General features: G+C 65.8%; 9 protein-coding genes. 1 reads left to right on the top strand and 8 read right to left on the bottom strand.

Annotated features, from left to right (window positions below; all coding sequences use genetic code 11):
- Window positions 1–5: 5 nt before the first annotated feature.
- From narI to WCE05_RS20015, 6 genes are all read right to left on the bottom strand, one after another.
- Window positions 6–689, bottom strand: a complete 684-nt coding sequence (gene narI / locus WCE05_RS20040; protein ID WP_368816435.1) for a respiratory nitrate reductase subunit gamma — start codon at window positions 687–689, stop codon at window positions 6–8.
- Between the two features lie 14 nt (window positions 690–703).
- Window positions 704–1,471, bottom strand: coding sequence for a nitrate reductase molybdenum cofactor assembly chaperone (narJ, locus tag WCE05_RS20035; protein WP_225790791.1), 768 nt, complete (start codon window positions 1,469–1,471; stop codon window positions 704–706).
- Window positions 1,464–3,020, bottom strand: coding sequence for a nitrate reductase subunit beta (narH, locus tag WCE05_RS20030; protein ID WP_253080050.1), 1,557 nt, complete (start codon window positions 3,018–3,020; stop codon window positions 1,464–1,466). Before narH ends, narJ begins: the two co-directional genes overlap by 8 nt.
- A complete protein-coding gene (locus WCE05_RS20025; protein WP_368816434.1) occupies window positions 3,017–6,781 on the bottom strand; it encodes a nitrate reductase subunit alpha in 3,765 nt (1,254 codons plus the stop codon). The genes narH and WCE05_RS20025 overlap by 4 nt, the downstream gene beginning before the upstream one ends.
- A 27-nt stretch (window positions 6,782–6,808) precedes the next feature.
- Window positions 6,809–9,457 (bottom strand): MFS transporter, encoded by a 2,649-nt coding sequence (locus WCE05_RS20020; protein WP_225790794.1) that lies wholly within the window; start codon window positions 9,455–9,457, stop codon window positions 6,809–6,811.
- Window positions 9,458–9,700: 243 nt separating this feature from the next.
- A complete protein-coding gene (locus WCE05_RS20015; RefSeq protein WP_368816433.1) occupies window positions 9,701–11,872 on the bottom strand; it encodes a TonB-dependent siderophore receptor in 2,172 nt (723 codons plus the stop codon).
- 358 nt (window positions 11,873–12,230) lie between these two features.
- On the opposite strand from WCE05_RS20015, the gene mqo reads away from it, so the two are divergent.
- A complete protein-coding gene (mqo, locus tag WCE05_RS20010; RefSeq protein ID WP_253167982.1) occupies window positions 12,231–13,805 on the top strand; it encodes a malate dehydrogenase (quinone) in 1,575 nt (524 codons plus the stop codon).
- Between the two features lie 49 nt (window positions 13,806–13,854).
- On the opposite strand, the gene WCE05_RS20005 is transcribed toward mqo, so the two are convergent.
- Together WCE05_RS20005 and WCE05_RS20000 are read right to left on the bottom strand one after the other, a co-directional pair.
- Entirely contained in the window at window positions 13,855–14,559 is a 705-nt protein-coding gene (locus WCE05_RS20005; RefSeq protein WP_368816432.1) for a GntR family transcriptional regulator, read from the bottom strand.
- A 117-nt stretch (window positions 14,560–14,676) separates the two neighbouring features.
- Window positions 14,677–16,074, bottom strand: a complete 1,398-nt coding sequence (locus WCE05_RS20000; protein WP_225790034.1) for a cytosine permease — start codon at window positions 16,072–16,074, stop codon at window positions 14,677–14,679.
- Window positions 16,075–16,325: the final 251 nt, after the last annotated feature.

Raw genomic sequence — 16,325 nt, 5'->3', positions numbered from 1 at the left:
GCTCCTCAGCCGCGTCGGCGGACGATCTGGTAGCTGCGCCCGAAATAGCCCAGCGGAATGCTCCACACGTGCACCAGGCGGGTGAAGGGGAATAGCAGGATGATGGTCAGGCCGAGGAAGATGTGCAGCTTGAAGATCAGCGGCGTGCCGACCAGGAAGCTTGCCGCGTCGCCGCGCAGGAAGACGATCGCCTGGGCCCAGTTGGCCAACGCCACCATCATGCCGCCATCCAGGTGGTGCAGGGAGAAGACGATGGTCACCAGGCCCAGGATCGCCTGCAGCAGGAGCAGGGCGATGATCAGGTTGTCCATCAGGCTGGAGGTGGCGCGTACCCGCGGGTTGAACAACCGACGCCAGAGCAGCATGGCGCCGCCGATGACGCACAGCACCCCGGCGATGCCGCCGAAGACGATGGCCATCAGTTGCTTGTGCCCAGCGGAGAGGAAGGGCGCGTAGACCCAGTGCGGCGTCAGCAGGCCGACCAGGTGGCCGAAGAAGATCGCCAGGATGCCGATGTGGAACAGGTTGCTGGCCAGGCGCATGTGCTTGCTCGAAAGCATCTGGCTGGAGCCGGTCTTCCACGTGTACTGGCCATGGTCGTAGCGCAGCAGACTGCCGAGCAAGAACACGGTGCCGGCCAGGTAGGGGTAGAAGCCGTAGATCAGGTGGAGCAGGTAGCCCTCATGCATGATGCACCTCCTTTTCAGCGCCGGTCCGCAGCGGCGGACGGCATGACCTGGATGACCTGGGGGATCGCCTCGTGCTTGCGCTCGGCCAGGCGCCGGCCTGTGGCGGACTGCAGGCTGCAGTCCTGGTCGGACTGAGCCTCGAAGCGCACCGCTTCTTCTTCCCACACCGCGTCCAGCGCCTGGGGCGTGTTGTCCGGTGGCTCGACGCTGGCAGCCGGGCGTTGGGCATCGATGCTGTCGCTGGCGCCGATCAACGCGAGCAGGGCGCGAGGCACCAGGGCGTAGCGGCTGCCGCGCTCTTCCAGGCGTGCGCCGAGCATGGCGAGGATCGGTTGGATCTCGCCCAGCCACTGGCCGATTTCGTCGTGGGGCCGGGTGGAGAGGTACTCGAGGAACAACGGCAGGTGGTCTGGCAGCTCCCGGGCGTCGAGGGCGAACCCTGCGGCCTCGTACTCGGCCAGCAGGTCGACCATGGCCTGGCCTCGATCGCGGGACTCGCCGTGCACGTGCTCGAACAGCAGCAGCGAGGTGGCGCGACCACGGTCGAACAGCTCGACGTAGGCTTCCTCCAGGTCCAGCAAGTCGCCCTGGGCCAGTGCCTGGCACCACTGCGCCAGCTGGGCGCGCAGCGGTGCGGGCAGGCGCTGCTCGGCATCGAGGATGGCGATCGCCTCGGCACTGGCGGCCTGCAGTTCGCGGCTGGGGTAGTCGAGCAGCCGTGCCAGCACGCGCAGGCTGAGCAGGCCCACCTGTGGCGCCTGGCTGGCGTGATAGTCACCCATGGCGGCTGTCCTCCACCGGGTCGAACGTCTGCACCGGCTTGACCAGCGTGGTGGTCTGCTTGCGCCCGCCGAACAGGCTCACCTCGTTGCGCCCACCGTTGCAGCCGTCGCCGAAGGAGAAGCCGCAACCGCTGCGTTCGGCGAACACGTCGGGGATCTGTTCGCGGTGGCCGGTGGGGATGACGAAGCGGTCCTCGTAGTTGGCGATCGCCAGGTAGCGGTACATGTCCTCGCACTGGGCCTGGGTCAGGCCGACTTCGGCGAGCACGGCATCGTCGTCGCGGCCGTCCACATGCCGGGCGCGCATGTACACGCGCATGGCCATCAGCCGCTTGAGCGCCAGCACCACCGGCGCTTCCTCGCCGGCGGTGAGCATGTTGGCCAGGTAGCGCACGGGAATACGCAGCGACTCGATCTTCGGCAGGATGCCGTCGAATGCCACATGGCCGGCCTCGGCGGCGGACTGGATCGGCGACAGCGGCGGCACGTACCAGACCATCGGCAGGGTGCGGTATTCCGGGTGCAGCGGCAGGGCCAGGCGCCAGTCGATGGCCAGCTTGTACACCGGCGAGGCCTGGGCTGCGGCGATCACGCTGTCGGGCACGCCGTCGCGACGTGCCTGGGCGATCACCTCGGGGTCGTGCGGGTCGAGGAAGATCTCGCACTGGCGATGGTACAGGTCGCGGTCATCGGGCGAGGCGGCCACTTCCTCGATGCGGTCGGCGTCGTACAGCAATACCCCAAGGTAGCGGATGCGCCCCACGCAGGTCTCGGAGCAGACGGTGGGCTGGCCGGTCTCGATGCGTGGGTAGCAGAAGATGCACTTCTCGGACTTGCCGCTCTTCCAGTTGTAGTAGATCTTCTTGTACGGACAGCCGCTGACGCACATGCGCCAGCCACGGCACTTGTCCTGGTCGATCAGGACGATGCCGTCCTCCTCGCGCTTGTAGATCGCCCCGCTGGGGCAGGCGGCCACGCAGGCTGGGTTCAGGCAGTGCTCGCACAGGCGCGGCAGGTACATCATGAAGGTGTTTTCGAACTGGCCGTAGATGTCGGCCTGGACCTGGTCGAAGTTCACGTCCTTGCGCCGCTTGGCGAACTCGCTGCCCAGCAGTTCCTCCCAGTTCGGGCCCCATTCGATCTTCTTCATGCGCTGGCCGGAAATCAGCGAGCGCGGCCGCGCGGTGGGTTGGTGATCGCCCTCCTTGGCGCTGTGCAGGTGCTGGTAGTCGAAGGTGAACGGCTCGTAGTAGTCGTCGATCTCCGGCAGGTCGGGGTTGGCGAAGATGTTCGCCAGCACCCGCCACTTGCCGCCGATGCGTGGGTTGATCGAGCCGTCGGCGTTGCGCACCCAGCCGCCGTTCCACTTCTTCTGGTTCTCCCACTCCTTGGGGTAGCCGATGCCGGGCTTGGTCTCGACGTTGTTGTACCAGGCGTACTCGATGCCTTCGCGGCTGGTCCAGACGTTCTTGCAGGTCACCGAGCAGGTGTGGCAACCGATGCACTTGTCGAGGTTCAGGACCATGCCGACCTGGGAACGGATCTTCATTTCACGGCCTCCTGCTGGTAGTCGTTGCCTTCGTCGTCGAGCCAGTCGATGTTGCGCATCTTGCGGGCGATGACGAACTCGTCGCGGTTCGAACCCACCGTGCCGTAGTAGTTGAAACCGTAGGACAGCTGGGCGTAGCCACCGATCATGTGGGTCGGCTTGGGGCATACCCGGGTCACCGAGTTGTGGATGCCGCCGCGGGTGCCGGTGAGTTCGGAGCCGGGCATGTTGAGGATGCGTTCCTGGGCGTGGTACATCATCGCCATGCCCGGGCGTACCCGCTGGCTGACCACGGCACGGGCGGCGATGGCGCCGTTGGCGTTGTACAGCTCGATCCAGTCGTTGTCGGCGACGCCGATGGCGCGCGCGTCATCCTCGCTGATCCAGACGATCGGCCCGCCCCGGGACAGGGTCTGCATCAACAGGTTGTCGCTGTAGGTGGAGTGGATGCCCCACTTCTGGTGCGGGGTGAGCCAGTTCAGGGCGATTTCCGGGTTGCCGTTGCTGCGCGGCGCGGCCACGCTGGCGGCGGCCTTGGTGTCGATCGGTGGGCGATAGACCATCAGGCTCTCGCCGAAGGCGCGCATCCACGGGTGATCCTGGTAGAACTGCTGGCGGCCGGTGAGGGTGCGCCAGGGGATCAGTTCGTGGACGTTGGTGTAGCAGGCGTTGTAGCTCACGTGTTCGTCCTCCAGGCCCGACCAGGTGGGGCTGGAGATGATCTTGCGCGGTTGCGCCACCAGGTCGCGGAAGCGGATCTTCTCTTCCTCCTTGCGCCTGGCCAGGTGGCTGTGGTCGCGACCGGTGACCTTCGACAGCGCTTCCCAGGCCTTGACCGCCACCTGGCCGTTGGTCTCCGGCGCCAGGGTGAGGATCATCTCGGCGGCGTCCAGCGCCGAGGCCAGGCAGGGCCGGCCGGCCGCGGCGCCGGTCTGCTTGCGGTAGTTGAGCTGGCCGAGCAGCTCGACTTCCTCGCGCGTCTGCCAGGCGATGCCCTTGCCGCCGTTGCCGATGTCGTCCAGCAGCGGGCCGATCGAGCTGAAGCGCTCATAGGTCTCGGGGTAGTTACGGTGGACCTCGATCAGCGATGGCATGGTCTTGCCGGGGATCGGCTCGCATTCGCCTTTCTTCCAGTCGCGCACCTCGGGCTGGGCCAGCTCGCCGGGGCTGTCGTGCTGCAGGGGCAGGGTGACCAGGTCGGTCTCCTCGCCCAGGTGGCCGACGCACACGCGGGCGAAGGCCTGGGCGATGCCGTCGTAGATCTGCCAGTCGCTGCGCGCTTCCCAGGCAGGGTCGGTGGCGGCGGTGAGCGGGTGGATGAACGGGTGCATGTCGGAGGTGTTGAGGTCGTCCTTTTCGTACCAGGTGGCGGTGGGCAGCACCACATCCGAGTACAGGCAGGTGGTGGACATGCGAAAGTCCAGGGTCACCACCAGGTCGAGCTTGCCCTCGATGGGGGTGTCGCTCCACAGCACCTCTTCGGGCTTCTGCCCGCCGGCCTCGCCCAGGTCCTTGCCGAGCACGCCGTTGCGGGTACCGAGCAGGTACTTGAGCATGTACTCGTGGCCCTTGCCCGAGGAGCCGAGCAGGTTGGAGCGCCAGACGAACAGGTTGCGCGGGTGGTTCTGCGGGTTGTCCGGGTCTTCGCTGGCAAAGCGCAGCTGGCCGCTCTTGAGCTGGGCGACGGTGTAGTCGACCGTGCTCTGCCCGTTGGCCTTCGCCGCGGCGGCCAGGCGCAGCGGGTTGGTCGCCAGTTGCGGCGCCGAAGGCAGCCAGCCCATGCGCTCGGCGCGCACGTTGAAGTCCACCAGGCTGCCGCTGAAGTCCTGCGGGCGGGCCAGGGGTGAAAGCAGCTCGCTGACCTGCAGCTTTTCATAGCGCCACTGGCTGGAGTGGTTGTAGAAGAACGAGGTGCTGTTCATGTGCCGAGGCGGACGGTGCCAGTCCAGGGCGAAGGCCAGCGGTGTCCAGCCGGTCTGCGGGCGCAGCTTCTCCTGGCCGACGTAGTGCGACCAACCGCCGCCGCTCTTGCCCACGCAACCGCAGAGGATGAGCATGTTGATCAGCCCACGGTAGTTCATGTCCATGTGGTACCAGTGGTTCATCCCGGCACCGACGATGATCATCGAGCGGCCATGGGTCTTGTCGGCGTTTTCGGCGAACTCGCGTGCGATGCGGATCATCTGCGCCGCCGGCACGCCGGTGATCGCTTCCTGCCAGGCCGGGGTATAGGGCTTGAGCTGGTCGTACGCGGTGGCGCCGTCGTCCTCGCCGCTGCCGCCGACCGTGGCGACCAGGCCGCGGTCGATGCCGTAGTTGGCGGCGCTCAGGTCGAACACCGTGACGGCCAGTACCTCGCGGCCATCGGCCAGGCGCAGGCGCTTGGCCGGCACATGGTGGTGGATCACCTCGCGCAGCGGGACATGGGCGAAGTGCTGGCGCTCGATACCGCCGAAGTAGGGGAAGGCCACCCGCGCCACCTCGTCGTGGCGGCCGAGCAGCGACAGGCACAGCTTCACCTCGCTGCCTTGGGCCTCGACCGTCTCCAGGTTCCAGCGCCCGCTCTCGCCCCAGCGAAAACCGATGGAGCCGCGCGGCACCACCAGGCGCTCATGGGCCTCGTCCCAGGCCAGGGTCTTCCACTCGGGGTTGTTGGCCTGTTCCAGGTTGCCGGCGAAGTCGCTGGCGCGCAGTTGTTTGCCCGGCACCAGGCTGCCGTCCTCGCGCGGCTCCAGTTCGACCAGGATCGGCATGTCGGTGTAGCGGCGGATGTAGTCGGTGAAATAGGCACTGGGTTTCTCCAGGTGGAATTCCTTGAAGATCACATGGCCCATGGCGATCGCCAGGGCGGCATCGGTGCCTTGCTTGGCGCTCATCCACTCGTCGCAGAGCTTGGCGATCTCGGCGTAGTCGGGGGTGATGGCCACGGTCTTGGTGCCCTTGTAGCGCACCTCGGTGAAGAAGTGCGCGTCGGGGGTGCGGGTCTGCGGGACGTTGGAGCCCCAGGCGATGAGGTAGCCGGCGTTGTACCAGTCGGCCGACTCCGGCACGTCGGTCTGCTCGCCCCACACCTGCGGCGAGGCCGGTGGCAGGTCGCAGTACCAGTCGTAGAACGACAGGCACACCCCGCCGATCAGCGACAGGTAGCGGGTGCCGGCGGCATAGCTGACCATCGACATGGCCGGGATCGGCGAGAAGCCGGCGACCCGGTCGGGGCCGTATCGCTTGACGGTATGGACGTTGGCGGCGGCGATCAGCGTCTGCAGCTCGTCCCAGTCGCTGCGCACGAAGCCGCCACGGCCACGGATCGACTTGTAGCGCCGGGCCTTGTCGGGGTCTTCGACGATGCTGGCCCAGGCCAGCACCGGGTCGGGCTGGGCGGCCAGCGCTTCGCGCCAGAGCTGGATCAGCGCCTTGCGCACCATGGGGTACTTGAGCCGGTTGGCGCTGTACAGGTACCAGGAATAGCTGGCGCCGCGCGGGCAGCCGCGGGGTTCGTGGTTGGGCAGGTCCGGGCGGGTGCGCGGATAGTCGGTCTGCTGGGTCTCCCAGGTGACCAGGCCGTTCTTCACGTACACCTTCCAGCTGCAGGAGCCGGTGCAGTTCACCCCGTGGGTGGAGCGGGCGATCTTGTCGAACTGCCAGCGCTGGCGATAGCCGTCCTCCCAGGCGCGGCTCTCGTCGCGGGTCTCGCCGTGGCCTGCGGCGAACTGCGGCGGCCGCTTGACCAGGTAGCGCAGGCGGTCGATGAAGAAACTCATGGTCTTCCTCCTTGGCGATGGGATCGGCTAGCAGCGAACCTCGGCGTTGCGACGGGTGTAGTAGAACCAGGTCAGGACGATGCACAGCAGGTAGAACAGGATGAAACCGTAGAGCGCCCATTCCGGCCCGCCACTGAGGTCGAACGAGCTGCCGAACGACTTGGGAATGAAGAAACCGCCGTAGGCCGCCACCGCCGAGATGAAGCCCACCGCGGCGGCGGACTCCTTCTCGCCGAGCAGGGCCTGCTCGGCGGTGGGCAGGTCGGGGAACAGGCGGGGCGTCTGGATGCGGAAGATCGCCGGGATCATCTGCGTGGTGCTGGCATTGCCCACGCCAGAGAAGAAGAACAGCAGCAGGAACATCGCCAGAAAGCCCCAGAAGGCTCCCGGCTGGTCCTTGCCGGCGATGAAGAACAGCACGCCGGCCACGCACGCGGCCATCGCCACGTAGACCCACAGGCTGATGCGCGCGCCGCCGAAGCGGTCGGCCAGCCCGCCGGAGAAGGCGCGTGACAGGGCGCCGATCAGCGGGCCTAGAAAGGCGAACTTGAGCACGTCCACCGCCGGGAACAGGTGCCCGGCCAGCAGCGGGAAGCCGGCCGAGAAGCCGATGAAGCTGCCGAAGGTGCCGGTGTAGAGCACGCTCATCAGCCAGGTGTGCTTGCGCTTGAAGATCGCCATCTGGTCCCTGAACGACGACTTGGCGCTGGCGATGTCGTTCATGCCGAACCAGGCGGCCAGGGCCGCGGCGATGATGAACGGCACCCAGATGAAGCCGGCGTTCTGCAACCACAAGGGCGTGCCTTGCGCAGTGACCTGCGGCTCGCCGCCCAGGCTGCCGAACACCGCGGCGGTGATCGCCAGCGGCACCAGGAACTGCATGACGCTCACGCCCAGGTTGCCCAGCCCTGCGTTCAGGCCCATGGCACCACCCTTGGCCTGGCGGGGGAAGAAGAACGAGATGTTGGCCATGCTCGAGGAAAAGTTGCCACCGCCCAGGCCACACAGCAAGGCCAGGATGAGCATCACCAGGTAGGGTGTCTGCGGGTTCTGTACCGCGAAGCCGATCCACAGTGCTGGCAGCAGCAGCGAGGCGGTGGACAGCGCCGTCCAGCGTCGCCCGCCGAAAATCGGCACCATGAAGCTGTAGAAGATGCGCAGGGTGGCGCCGGACAAGCCGGGCAGGGCGGCGAGCCAGAACAGCTGGTTGGCGCTGTAGTCGAAGCCGGCCAGCGGCAGCTTGGCCACCACCACCGACCAGACCATCCAGATGGCGAAGCCCAGCAGCAGGTTGGGGATGGAGATCCACAGGTTGCGCGTGGCGATGCGTTTACCGGTATCGGCCCAGAAGGTCGGGTCCTCCGGGTGCCATTCGCGCAGCACGAAGCCGCTGGGCGTGGACAGCTCCGGCAGGTCGCGGCTTTCGCTGCGTTCGGCCCATTCCACCCGTTCGGCCATGCGGATCGCGTAGTGCATCCAGGCCAGTGCGGCAGCGGCGATCACGAACAGCAGCATGAAGCAGCTCTGCCAGATGCCGATCACGTCGTTGAGCATGCCGAAGGTCAATGGCAGCAGGAAACCGCCCAGGCCGCCCATCATGCCCACCAGGCCGCCGACCACGCCGACGTGCCCGGGGTAGTAGGTGGGGATGTGCTTGAACACCGCCGCCTTGCCCAGCGACATGAAGAAGCCCAGCACGATGATGATCACGGCAAAACCAGCCAGGCCCAGGTGCATGGCGAAGTCGATCTGGCCCTGCACGCCGGTGATGCTGTAGCGCGTCGGCGGGTAGCTGAGCAGGAAGGTGCACAGCGTCGACATGCCCAGGGTCCAGTACATGACCTTGCGCGCGCCATGGCGGTCCGACAGCCAGCCGCCGAGGATGCGGAACAGCGAGGCCGGCACCGTGTACAGCGCGGCGACCATGCCGGCGGCGGCCAGGCTCAGGCCGTAGACCTCCATCAGGTAGTGCGGCAGCCACAGGGCCAGGGCGACGAAGGCCCCGAAGACGAAGAAGTAGTACAGCGAGAAACGCCAGACGCGCAGCTCGGCCAGCGGCGCCAGTTGCTCGGCCAGGGGCAGCGGATGGGCCCGGCGCGAAGCGCTCTGCGGATCGCTCTTGGCCAGCAGGATGAACAGCACGCCCATGATCGCCAGTACGCTGGCGTACACCAGCGCCGCCCCGCGCCAGCCCAGGGCCAGCAGCAGGAAGGGGGCGGCGAAGTTGGTCAGGCCGGCGCCGACGTTGCCAGCGCCGAAGATCCCCAAGGCGGTGCCCTGGCGCTCGGGTTCGAACCAGGTGGCGGTGTAGGCGGTGCCGACGATGAAGGCGCCGCCGGCCAGGCCCACGCCCAGGGCCGCCAGCAACAGCAAGGCGAAGCTGGTGGCGAAGGTCAGCAGGTAGACGCACAGCGCCGACGCGAGCATGAGCAGGCCGAAGACCCAACGGCCGCCGTAGCGGTCGGTCCACAGGCCGAGGAAGATCCGCGAGATCGAGCCGGTCAGCACCGGCGTGGCCATCAGCAGGCCGAGCTGGGTGTCGCTGAGGGTGAATTCATCCTTGATCTGCAGGCCCAGGATGGAAAACAACGTCCAGACGGCGAAGCACAGGGTGAAGGCCAGGGTAGACAGGACAAGGGCGCGGTACTGATCTTTGGCTGGGACATTCGTGGCCATGCAAGCACTTCCTCCTGGAGTGCGAAAGCGACGGATGTGCGTCAGCCAGGGGCGTACACGGGGCTGGCCGAACCAGTCGCCTGCAAACGCCACCCGCCAGCCGAATCACGGTGTGTACTGCACGTTCTCGTTATAGGTGCTGCTTATGGGGCTACAGGCTAGATGGCAATCGTTTGGAGCGCCAATTTCCCGAGCACCACGAAGGGGCGCGTCCTTGCGCGCGCTCGCATAGCGTGGGCGACCTTAGAAACTGTACTTGGCCGTCAACATCAGGTTGCGTGGGTTGCCGTAGGTGTCGCCGCCATAGTCCACGGAGTTGGAGATGGAGGAGTAGTACTTGCGGTCGAAAATGTTGTTGGCGTTGAGCTGCAGGTCCAGGTGCTGGTTGACCTGGTAGCCGGCCATCAGGTCGGTGATGGCGTAGCCGCCTTGCTCCAGTCGGTAGCTACCGCCATCGCCCAGGGCGATGTCGTTGTACATGCGGCTCTGCCAGTAGACGTTGCCACCGACGCGCAGTTTCTCCAGCGGGCCTTGGAAGCGGTAGGTGCTCGACAGCTTGAACAGGTGTTCCGGGGTGTCGGTGTCGAAGCGCTGGTTCTCGGTCTGGGGGTTGGCGTCATCCTTGATGGTGTGGACGCGGGCGTAGGTGTAGCCGGCGCCGACCTGCCAGTTTTCGGTGAGCGCACCTTGCAGCTCCATGTCGATACCCTGGCTGCGCACCTTGCCCGAGGCTTCGTAGCAGGACGCTTGCGGGCAGTTGGGTACGAAGATCCGCACGGCACGGTTTTCCTGGTCGACCCGGAACAGGGCCAGGCTCGCGTTCAGCGCACCGTCGAAGTACTCGCCCTTGATGCCGATCTCGTAGTTCTTGCCCTCGATCGGCTTGACCGGGCTGCCGGAGATGCCCTTGGAGCTCTGCGGGGTGAAGATGTCGCTGTAGCTCACGTAGACCGAGTGGTGATCGTCGAGGTCGTAGATCAGGCCGGCGTAGCGGGTGACGTTACGGGTGACCTTGTAGTCGTTGTCGCTCTCGCGGTCGTCGTAGTCGTACCAGTCCAGGCGCCCGCCGAGGATCAGCTTGAGCGGGTCGGCCAGGCTCAGGCGGGTGGTCAGGTACACGCCTTCCTGGTTGGTGACTTCCCGGCGGTTGTCGGTATGGACGAAGTTCGGCTTGGCGCCGTTGAGCGGCCAGTTCATGTCATAAGGGCTGTAGTTGCGGGTGGTCATGTCGTAGATGCGCTTGCTGGCGCCCACCACCAGTTCATGGGTGCGGCCCAGCGCTTGGAAGGGGCCGCTGGCGAAGGCGTCCAGGCCCGCCTGGTTCTCCTGGTGGCCGGCCTGGTAGACGGTCCGGGTCAGTGGGCCGAGCCAGCGCGACTGGTAGGAGCCGGAGAACAGGGCGTCCTGCTCGGAGTAGTTGGCATTGACCTGCAGCTTCCAGTCGTTGGCCAGGCGCTGCTGCACTTCGGCGAAGACCGTGTTGATCTCCTGGTCCTTGTTTTCCCAGTCGGTGCCTGGGTTGTACGAGCGCGGCAGGTCCAGGTGATGCCCGTCCAGGCCGACGGGGATGGCGCCCCAGAAGAAATTGGTCTTGTCCTTCTGGTGGGAGAAACCGAGGGTCAGGGTGGTGTCCTCGCCCAGGTCGGCCTCGGTGATCGCGTAGAACAGGCCGTGATCTTCCTCCACCCCGTCGCGGAAGCTGTTGGCGTCCTGGTACGAGGCCACCACCCGGCCACGCAGGGTGCCGCTGTCGTTGAGCGGGCTGGAGGCGTCGATCTCGCCACGGTAGTTGTCCCAACTGCCGGCTGCGCCGGTCAGGGTGACCTTCTGTTCGGCCAATGGGCGCTTGCGCACCAGGTTGACCGCCGCCGACGGGTTGCCGGCACCGGTGACCAGGCCGGTGGCGCCACGGACGATCTCGACCCGGTCGAACATCGCCAGGTTCGGCTGGGCACCGACGATCCAACCCTGGTAGCCACTCGGGATGCCGTCATACATGAGGTTGTCGATGTCGAAGCCGCGGGCCGAGTACGTCTGGCGGCCCGGGCCGTTGGAGAAGTCGAGGAACAACCCAGGCGTGGCCTGGACCACGTCGTTGATGCTGGTCATGGCCTGGTCGTCCATGCGCTGGCGGGTGATCACGGTCACCGCTTGTGGGGTCTCGCGCATGCTCAGCGGCAGCTTGGTGGCGGTGGACATGGCGCCGCTGGTGTAGGAGCCCGAACCCTCGGTGATGCTGCCCAGTTGTTGGGAGTTGATCTCGGTGGCACCCAGCTCCAGGGTCACTGGCGGGGCCTGGTCCTGGGGCTCGCTGCGCTCGTCGGCCAGTGCAGGGGCGAGGGTCGCCATGCAGATGGCCATGGCCAGCAGGTTGCGGGTGGGGGTGAAGCAAGGTCGTGGGGTGAGACGCGACATGGCGAAGGGTTCCTGGTGGCGCTTATTGTTAATAAAGGTATTTATGAGAACTATTAGCAATAAGTGTGTCAGGTTTTGTCGCGGCGAAAAAGTCAGGTGCGGTAGAAATTCAATGAAATTTTCACATTTGCCTGGGGCGCGGGGAGGGGGCAGGTATGCGCCAGGGGGGCATCGGCCTCGATGCCCCCCTGGCGCCAGAGTGGAGGCATTCAGAAAAATGCGCTAACAATCTAGTGGGTTGACTTCGCTTGTGAGGCTGATGCCAGACACAGGGGGCGGCGCGTGAGCTGGTCGGCAAGACCCGGCAGGAAGAGCCATGGAGACCATATCGAGGCACAGCGCCTTGCAGGAGGAAAACATGATCAAGTTGAGGTGGGTCCTGGTGGGCCTGACGTGCGGGATGCTCAATGCCCAGGCGGCCGAGACCCGGCAGGTCGACGTCATGCTGGTGGGTGGCGGCATCATGAGTTCGACCCTGGCCATCTGGCTCAACGAGCTGGAGCCGGGCTGGTCCATGGAGATGGTCGAACGCTTGGACAAGGTGGCCGAGGAAAGCTCCAACGGCTGGAACAACGCCGGGACCGGCCACTCCGCCCTGGCGGAGCTGAACTACACGCCGGAGAAGGACGGCAAGATCGACATCAGCAAGGCCATCGAGATCAACGAATCGTTCCAGGTTACCCGGCAGTTCCTTGCCTGGCAGGTCAAGCAAGGGGTGCTGAAGAACCCGCGCTCGTTCATCAACACCACGCCGCACATGAGCTTCGTCTGGGGGGACGACAACATCCGCTTCCTGAAGAAGCGCTACGAGGCGCTGCAGGCCAGCCCGCTGTTCAAGCCCATGCAGTATTCCGAGGACCCGGAGCAGATCCGCAAATGGGTGCCGTTGATGATGGAAGGGCGTGATCCGAACCAAAAGCTGGCTGTCACCTGGACGCCCATCGGCACCGACGTCAACTTCGGCGAGATCACCCGGCAGTACGTGTCCTACCTGCAAGGCCAGCCGAACTTCGACCTGAAGCTGTCGACCGAGGTCCAGGACATCACCCGCAACGACGATGGCTCCTGGCACGTCGAGTACAAGAACCTCAAGGACGGCAGCAAGGCCGCCACCGATGCCAAGTTCCTGTTCATCGGCGCCGGAGGCGCCGCGTTGCCGTTGCTGCAGAAATCCGGCATCGACGAGGCCAAGGACTACGCGGGCTTCCCGGTGGGTGGGTCGTTCCTGGTGACCGACAACCCGGCCATCGCCCAGCGGCACATGGCCAAGGCCTATGGCATCGCGGCGACGGGTGCGCCACCGATGTCGGTACCGCACCTGGACACCCGAGTGCTCGATGGCAAGCGCATGATCCTGTTCGGGCCGTTCGCCACCTTCTCCACCCGTTTCCTCAAGGAGGGTTCGCTGCTCGACCTGTTCGCCAGCATGTCGGTGCACAACACCTGGCCGATGGTGCGTGTCGGCGTACGTGAGTTCGACTTGGTGCAGTACCTGATCGGCCAGCTCCTGCAGTCGGACGACGACCGTTTCGAGGCGCTGCGCACCTACTTCCCCGAAGCGAAGCAGCAGGACTGGCGCTTGTGGCAGGCCGGCCAGCGGGTGCAGATCATCAAGAAGGACGAGGAGCTGGGTGGGGTACTCAAGCTCGGTACCGAAGTGGTCGCCTCCAAGGACGGCAGCATCGCCGGACTGCTGGGCGCTTCGCCAGGTGCCTCGACCGCGCCGCCGATCATGCTCGACCTGATGCAGAAGGTGTTCAAGGACAAGATGGCCTCCGCCCCTTGGCAGGAAAAGCTGCACCAGATCATCCCGTCCTACGGGATCCGCCTGAACGATCACCCGGACAAGGTCCAGCAGGTGTGGACCTATACCAACGAGGCGTTGCAACTGGCGCCGCCACCGACAGGCGAGACGCAGGTCGCCGCGCCTTAGGTGAGCCCTTGGGGGCGCGTAGCGGCCCCAGGATCCTGCGGCCTATCGCTCAGGACACCGGCATGCGCGCCGTCAGGTTCTGCCGCATGTAGTCGAGAAAGCGCCGCTGGAACAGCATCGTGTGTTCATGCGCGGCCCTTTCCGCCGCGTCGGCGTCGCGGGCGGCGATGGCCTCGATCATGTCTTCATGGTCACGCCCCAGTTGCTGCGTACCGGCCGAGCTGACGATATGGTCGAAGTGCAGGTGCAACAGCCGCTGGCCCTCGCCGAGCAGGCGCTCGTAGTAGGTGATGAAGTAGGGGTTGCGCCCGGCCTGGGCGACGGCCATGTGGAAGGCCTTGTTCAGCTCGGACATGGCCTGGAAGTCGCTTGTGGTCACGGCCTCGAGGTAGGCGGCATCGGCCTGGCGGATATGCGCCAGGTCCTCGTCGCGATGCTGGGTCGCCGCCAGCCGGGTGACCGCGCGCTGGATCAGGTCCAGGGCGCTGATGTAGTTGGGGAATTCCGCGATCTCGAACGGCGTCACCAGGGTGGTGCGGTTGGGCAGGATGGTCACCAGCCCCTCGGTGATCAGCCGCGCCAGGGCATCGCGCACCGGCGAGCGGGACAGGCCGAACTGGGCGGCCAGGGACACTTCGTCCAATTGCACGCCGGGCTTGAGCTTGAGGGTGAGGATCTGCTTGCGCAGTTCCTCGTAGATGTAGCGACCGCTGTGGCGGCGTGCGCCGCCTTCGGTTTCGTTGTCTTTGGCCATCGTCAGGTCTCGGTTGGGCTGGACCGTATCATACAGGCGGGCCGCGCTGGTTATCACCAACCGGCCCGCCGAGCAGCAGCCTTCAACGAGCTTGGGCGCCTATGGCAGGGACAGGCATCAGCGTGCGTCGGGGACGATGAGCTGCGCCGGCGCCTCGGCGGCCCGGCGCCGGGCCACCCAGTAGTACAGCACGCTGGGCACTACCAGGCCGATCAGCCATGACACGTCGACACCCCCTAGGTGGGCGACCATGGGGCCGGTGTACAGCTTGGTGTCGATGAACGGCATCTGCACCAGCACGCCAACGGTGTAGACGATGATGCCCGGCCAGTTCCAGCGCCCGTAGCGGCCATTGGGGTCGGCCAGGGCGGGGATGTCGTAGCGCTCGCGGGTGATGAAGTAGTAGTCCACCAGGTTGACCGCGCTCCAGGGCACGAAGAAGGTCAGCAGGAACAGGATGAACGACTTGAACGCCGTGAGGAACGAATGCTGCCCGAGCAGGGCCACCAGGGTCGCCGCGCCGACGATGGCCAGGACGAAGAGCAGGCGCTGGAGGCGGCTGATCTGCAGGTGGCCGCGAAAACCGCTGATGATGGTGGCGATGCACATGAAGCTGCCATAGGAGTTCAGCGTCGAGATGGTCACCTTGCCGAAGGCGATGCTGAAGTACAGCAGCGCCGCGGTGGTGCCAGCGCCACCCAGGCCGACGATGTAGGCCACTTCGCGCCCGGAGAACTGGCCCCCGGCGATGGCGGCGGCGAAGACCCCGAGGATCATCGACGCCTGGGCGCCGATCACCGAGCCGAGGCCGGCGGCGAGGAAGGTCTTCAGCGGCGAAGTGCCGCTGGGCAGGTAGCGCGAATAGTCGGCGACGTAGGGCCCGAAGGCGATCTGCCAGGACGCGGCCAGCGACACCGCGAGCAGGAAGGTCGCCCAGCTGAAGTGGCGGTTATCAAGCAACTGGCCGATGTCGGCCAGCATCAGGATACGACTGAACAGGTAGACGAAGGCGATGATCCCCAGCACGCTGGCCAGCCGGCCGATCCAGTGGATCACCCGGTAGCCGGCCAGGGTGGCCAGTACGATGACCCCGGCGAAGACCAGGATGCCGGTGCTGTCGCTGACGTCGAGCAACTGGCCGATGGCCTGCCCGGACAGCACCGTGCCGGTGGCGGTGAAGCCCAGGTACATCAGGCACACCAGGACCATGGGGATGGCGGCGCCGTACACGCCGAACTGCACCCGGCTGGAGATCATCTGCGGCAGGCCCAGGCGCGGCCCCTGGGCGGCGTGCAGCGCCATCACCGTGCCGCCGACCAGTTGGCCGAGCAGCAGCCCGATCAACGACCAGAACACATCGCCGCCGAGCACCACGGCCAGGGCGCCGGTGACGATGGCGGTGATCTGCAGGTTGGCTCCCAGCCACAGGGTGAACTGGCTGTAGACGCGTCCATGGCGTTCAGCTTCGGGGATGTAGTCGATCGAACGCCGTTCGATCACGGGGTTGCTGGACATCGGGTGGCTCCGCTTCGTTGTTGTTGTGGGGGCGACGGCCATCGTCAGGACGCGGGGTGGATGACCTTGGCTTATATGAGCATGTATATACAAGATTGGTCAACTACCGGCAGGGGTATTCCGTGCGAACGGAGCCCCCGTGGATAGAGGGCTTTACAGGGGACTGTTGCGCAAGGCTGGCCCCCAACTGTGCTGGTCCGCGTGGAAGGAATAGCCTTATGCTGTAACGAAATATGTCTAGAACGCCGAAG

The organism is Pseudomonas sp. I2, assembly GCF_040984075.1.
GTDB lineage: Bacteria > Pseudomonadota > Gammaproteobacteria > Pseudomonadales > Pseudomonadaceae > Aquipseudomonas > Aquipseudomonas guariconensis_B.
This window is presented reverse-complemented; position numbering and strand designations above follow the sequence as displayed.

What these genes read in the sequence shown, in the direction of transcription:
- narI (WP_368816435.1), bottom strand. Translation starts at nt 689, where the DNA reads ATGCATGAGGGCTACCTGCTCCACCTGATCTACGGCTTCTACCCCTAC.
- narJ (WP_225790791.1), bottom strand. Translation starts at nt 1,471, where the DNA reads ATGGGTGACTATCACGCCAGCCAGGCGCCACAGGTGGGCCTGCTCAGC.
- narH (WP_253080050.1), bottom strand. Translation starts at nt 3,020, where the DNA reads ATGAAGATCCGTTCCCAGGTCGGCATGGTCCTGAACCTCGACAAGTGC.
- WCE05_RS20025 (WP_368816434.1), bottom strand. Translation starts at nt 6,781, where the DNA reads ATGAGTTTCTTCATCGACCGCCTGCGCTACCTGGTCAAGCGGCCGCCG.
- WCE05_RS20020 (WP_225790794.1), bottom strand. Translation starts at nt 9,457, where the DNA reads ATGGCCACGAATGTCCCAGCCAAAGATCAGTACCGCGCCCTTGTCCTG.
- WCE05_RS20015 (WP_368816433.1), bottom strand. Translation starts at nt 11,872, where the DNA reads ATGTCGCGTCTCACCCCACGACCTTGCTTCACCCCCACCCGCAACCTG.
- mqo (WP_253167982.1), top strand. Translation starts at nt 12,231, where the DNA reads ATGATCAAGTTGAGGTGGGTCCTGGTGGGCCTGACGTGCGGGATGCTC.
- WCE05_RS20005 (WP_368816432.1), bottom strand. Translation starts at nt 14,559, where the DNA reads ATGGCCAAAGACAACGAAACCGAAGGCGGCGCACGCCGCCACAGCGGT.
- WCE05_RS20000 (WP_225790034.1), bottom strand. Translation starts at nt 16,074, where the DNA reads ATGTCCAGCAACCCCGTGATCGAACGGCGTTCGATCGACTACATCCCC.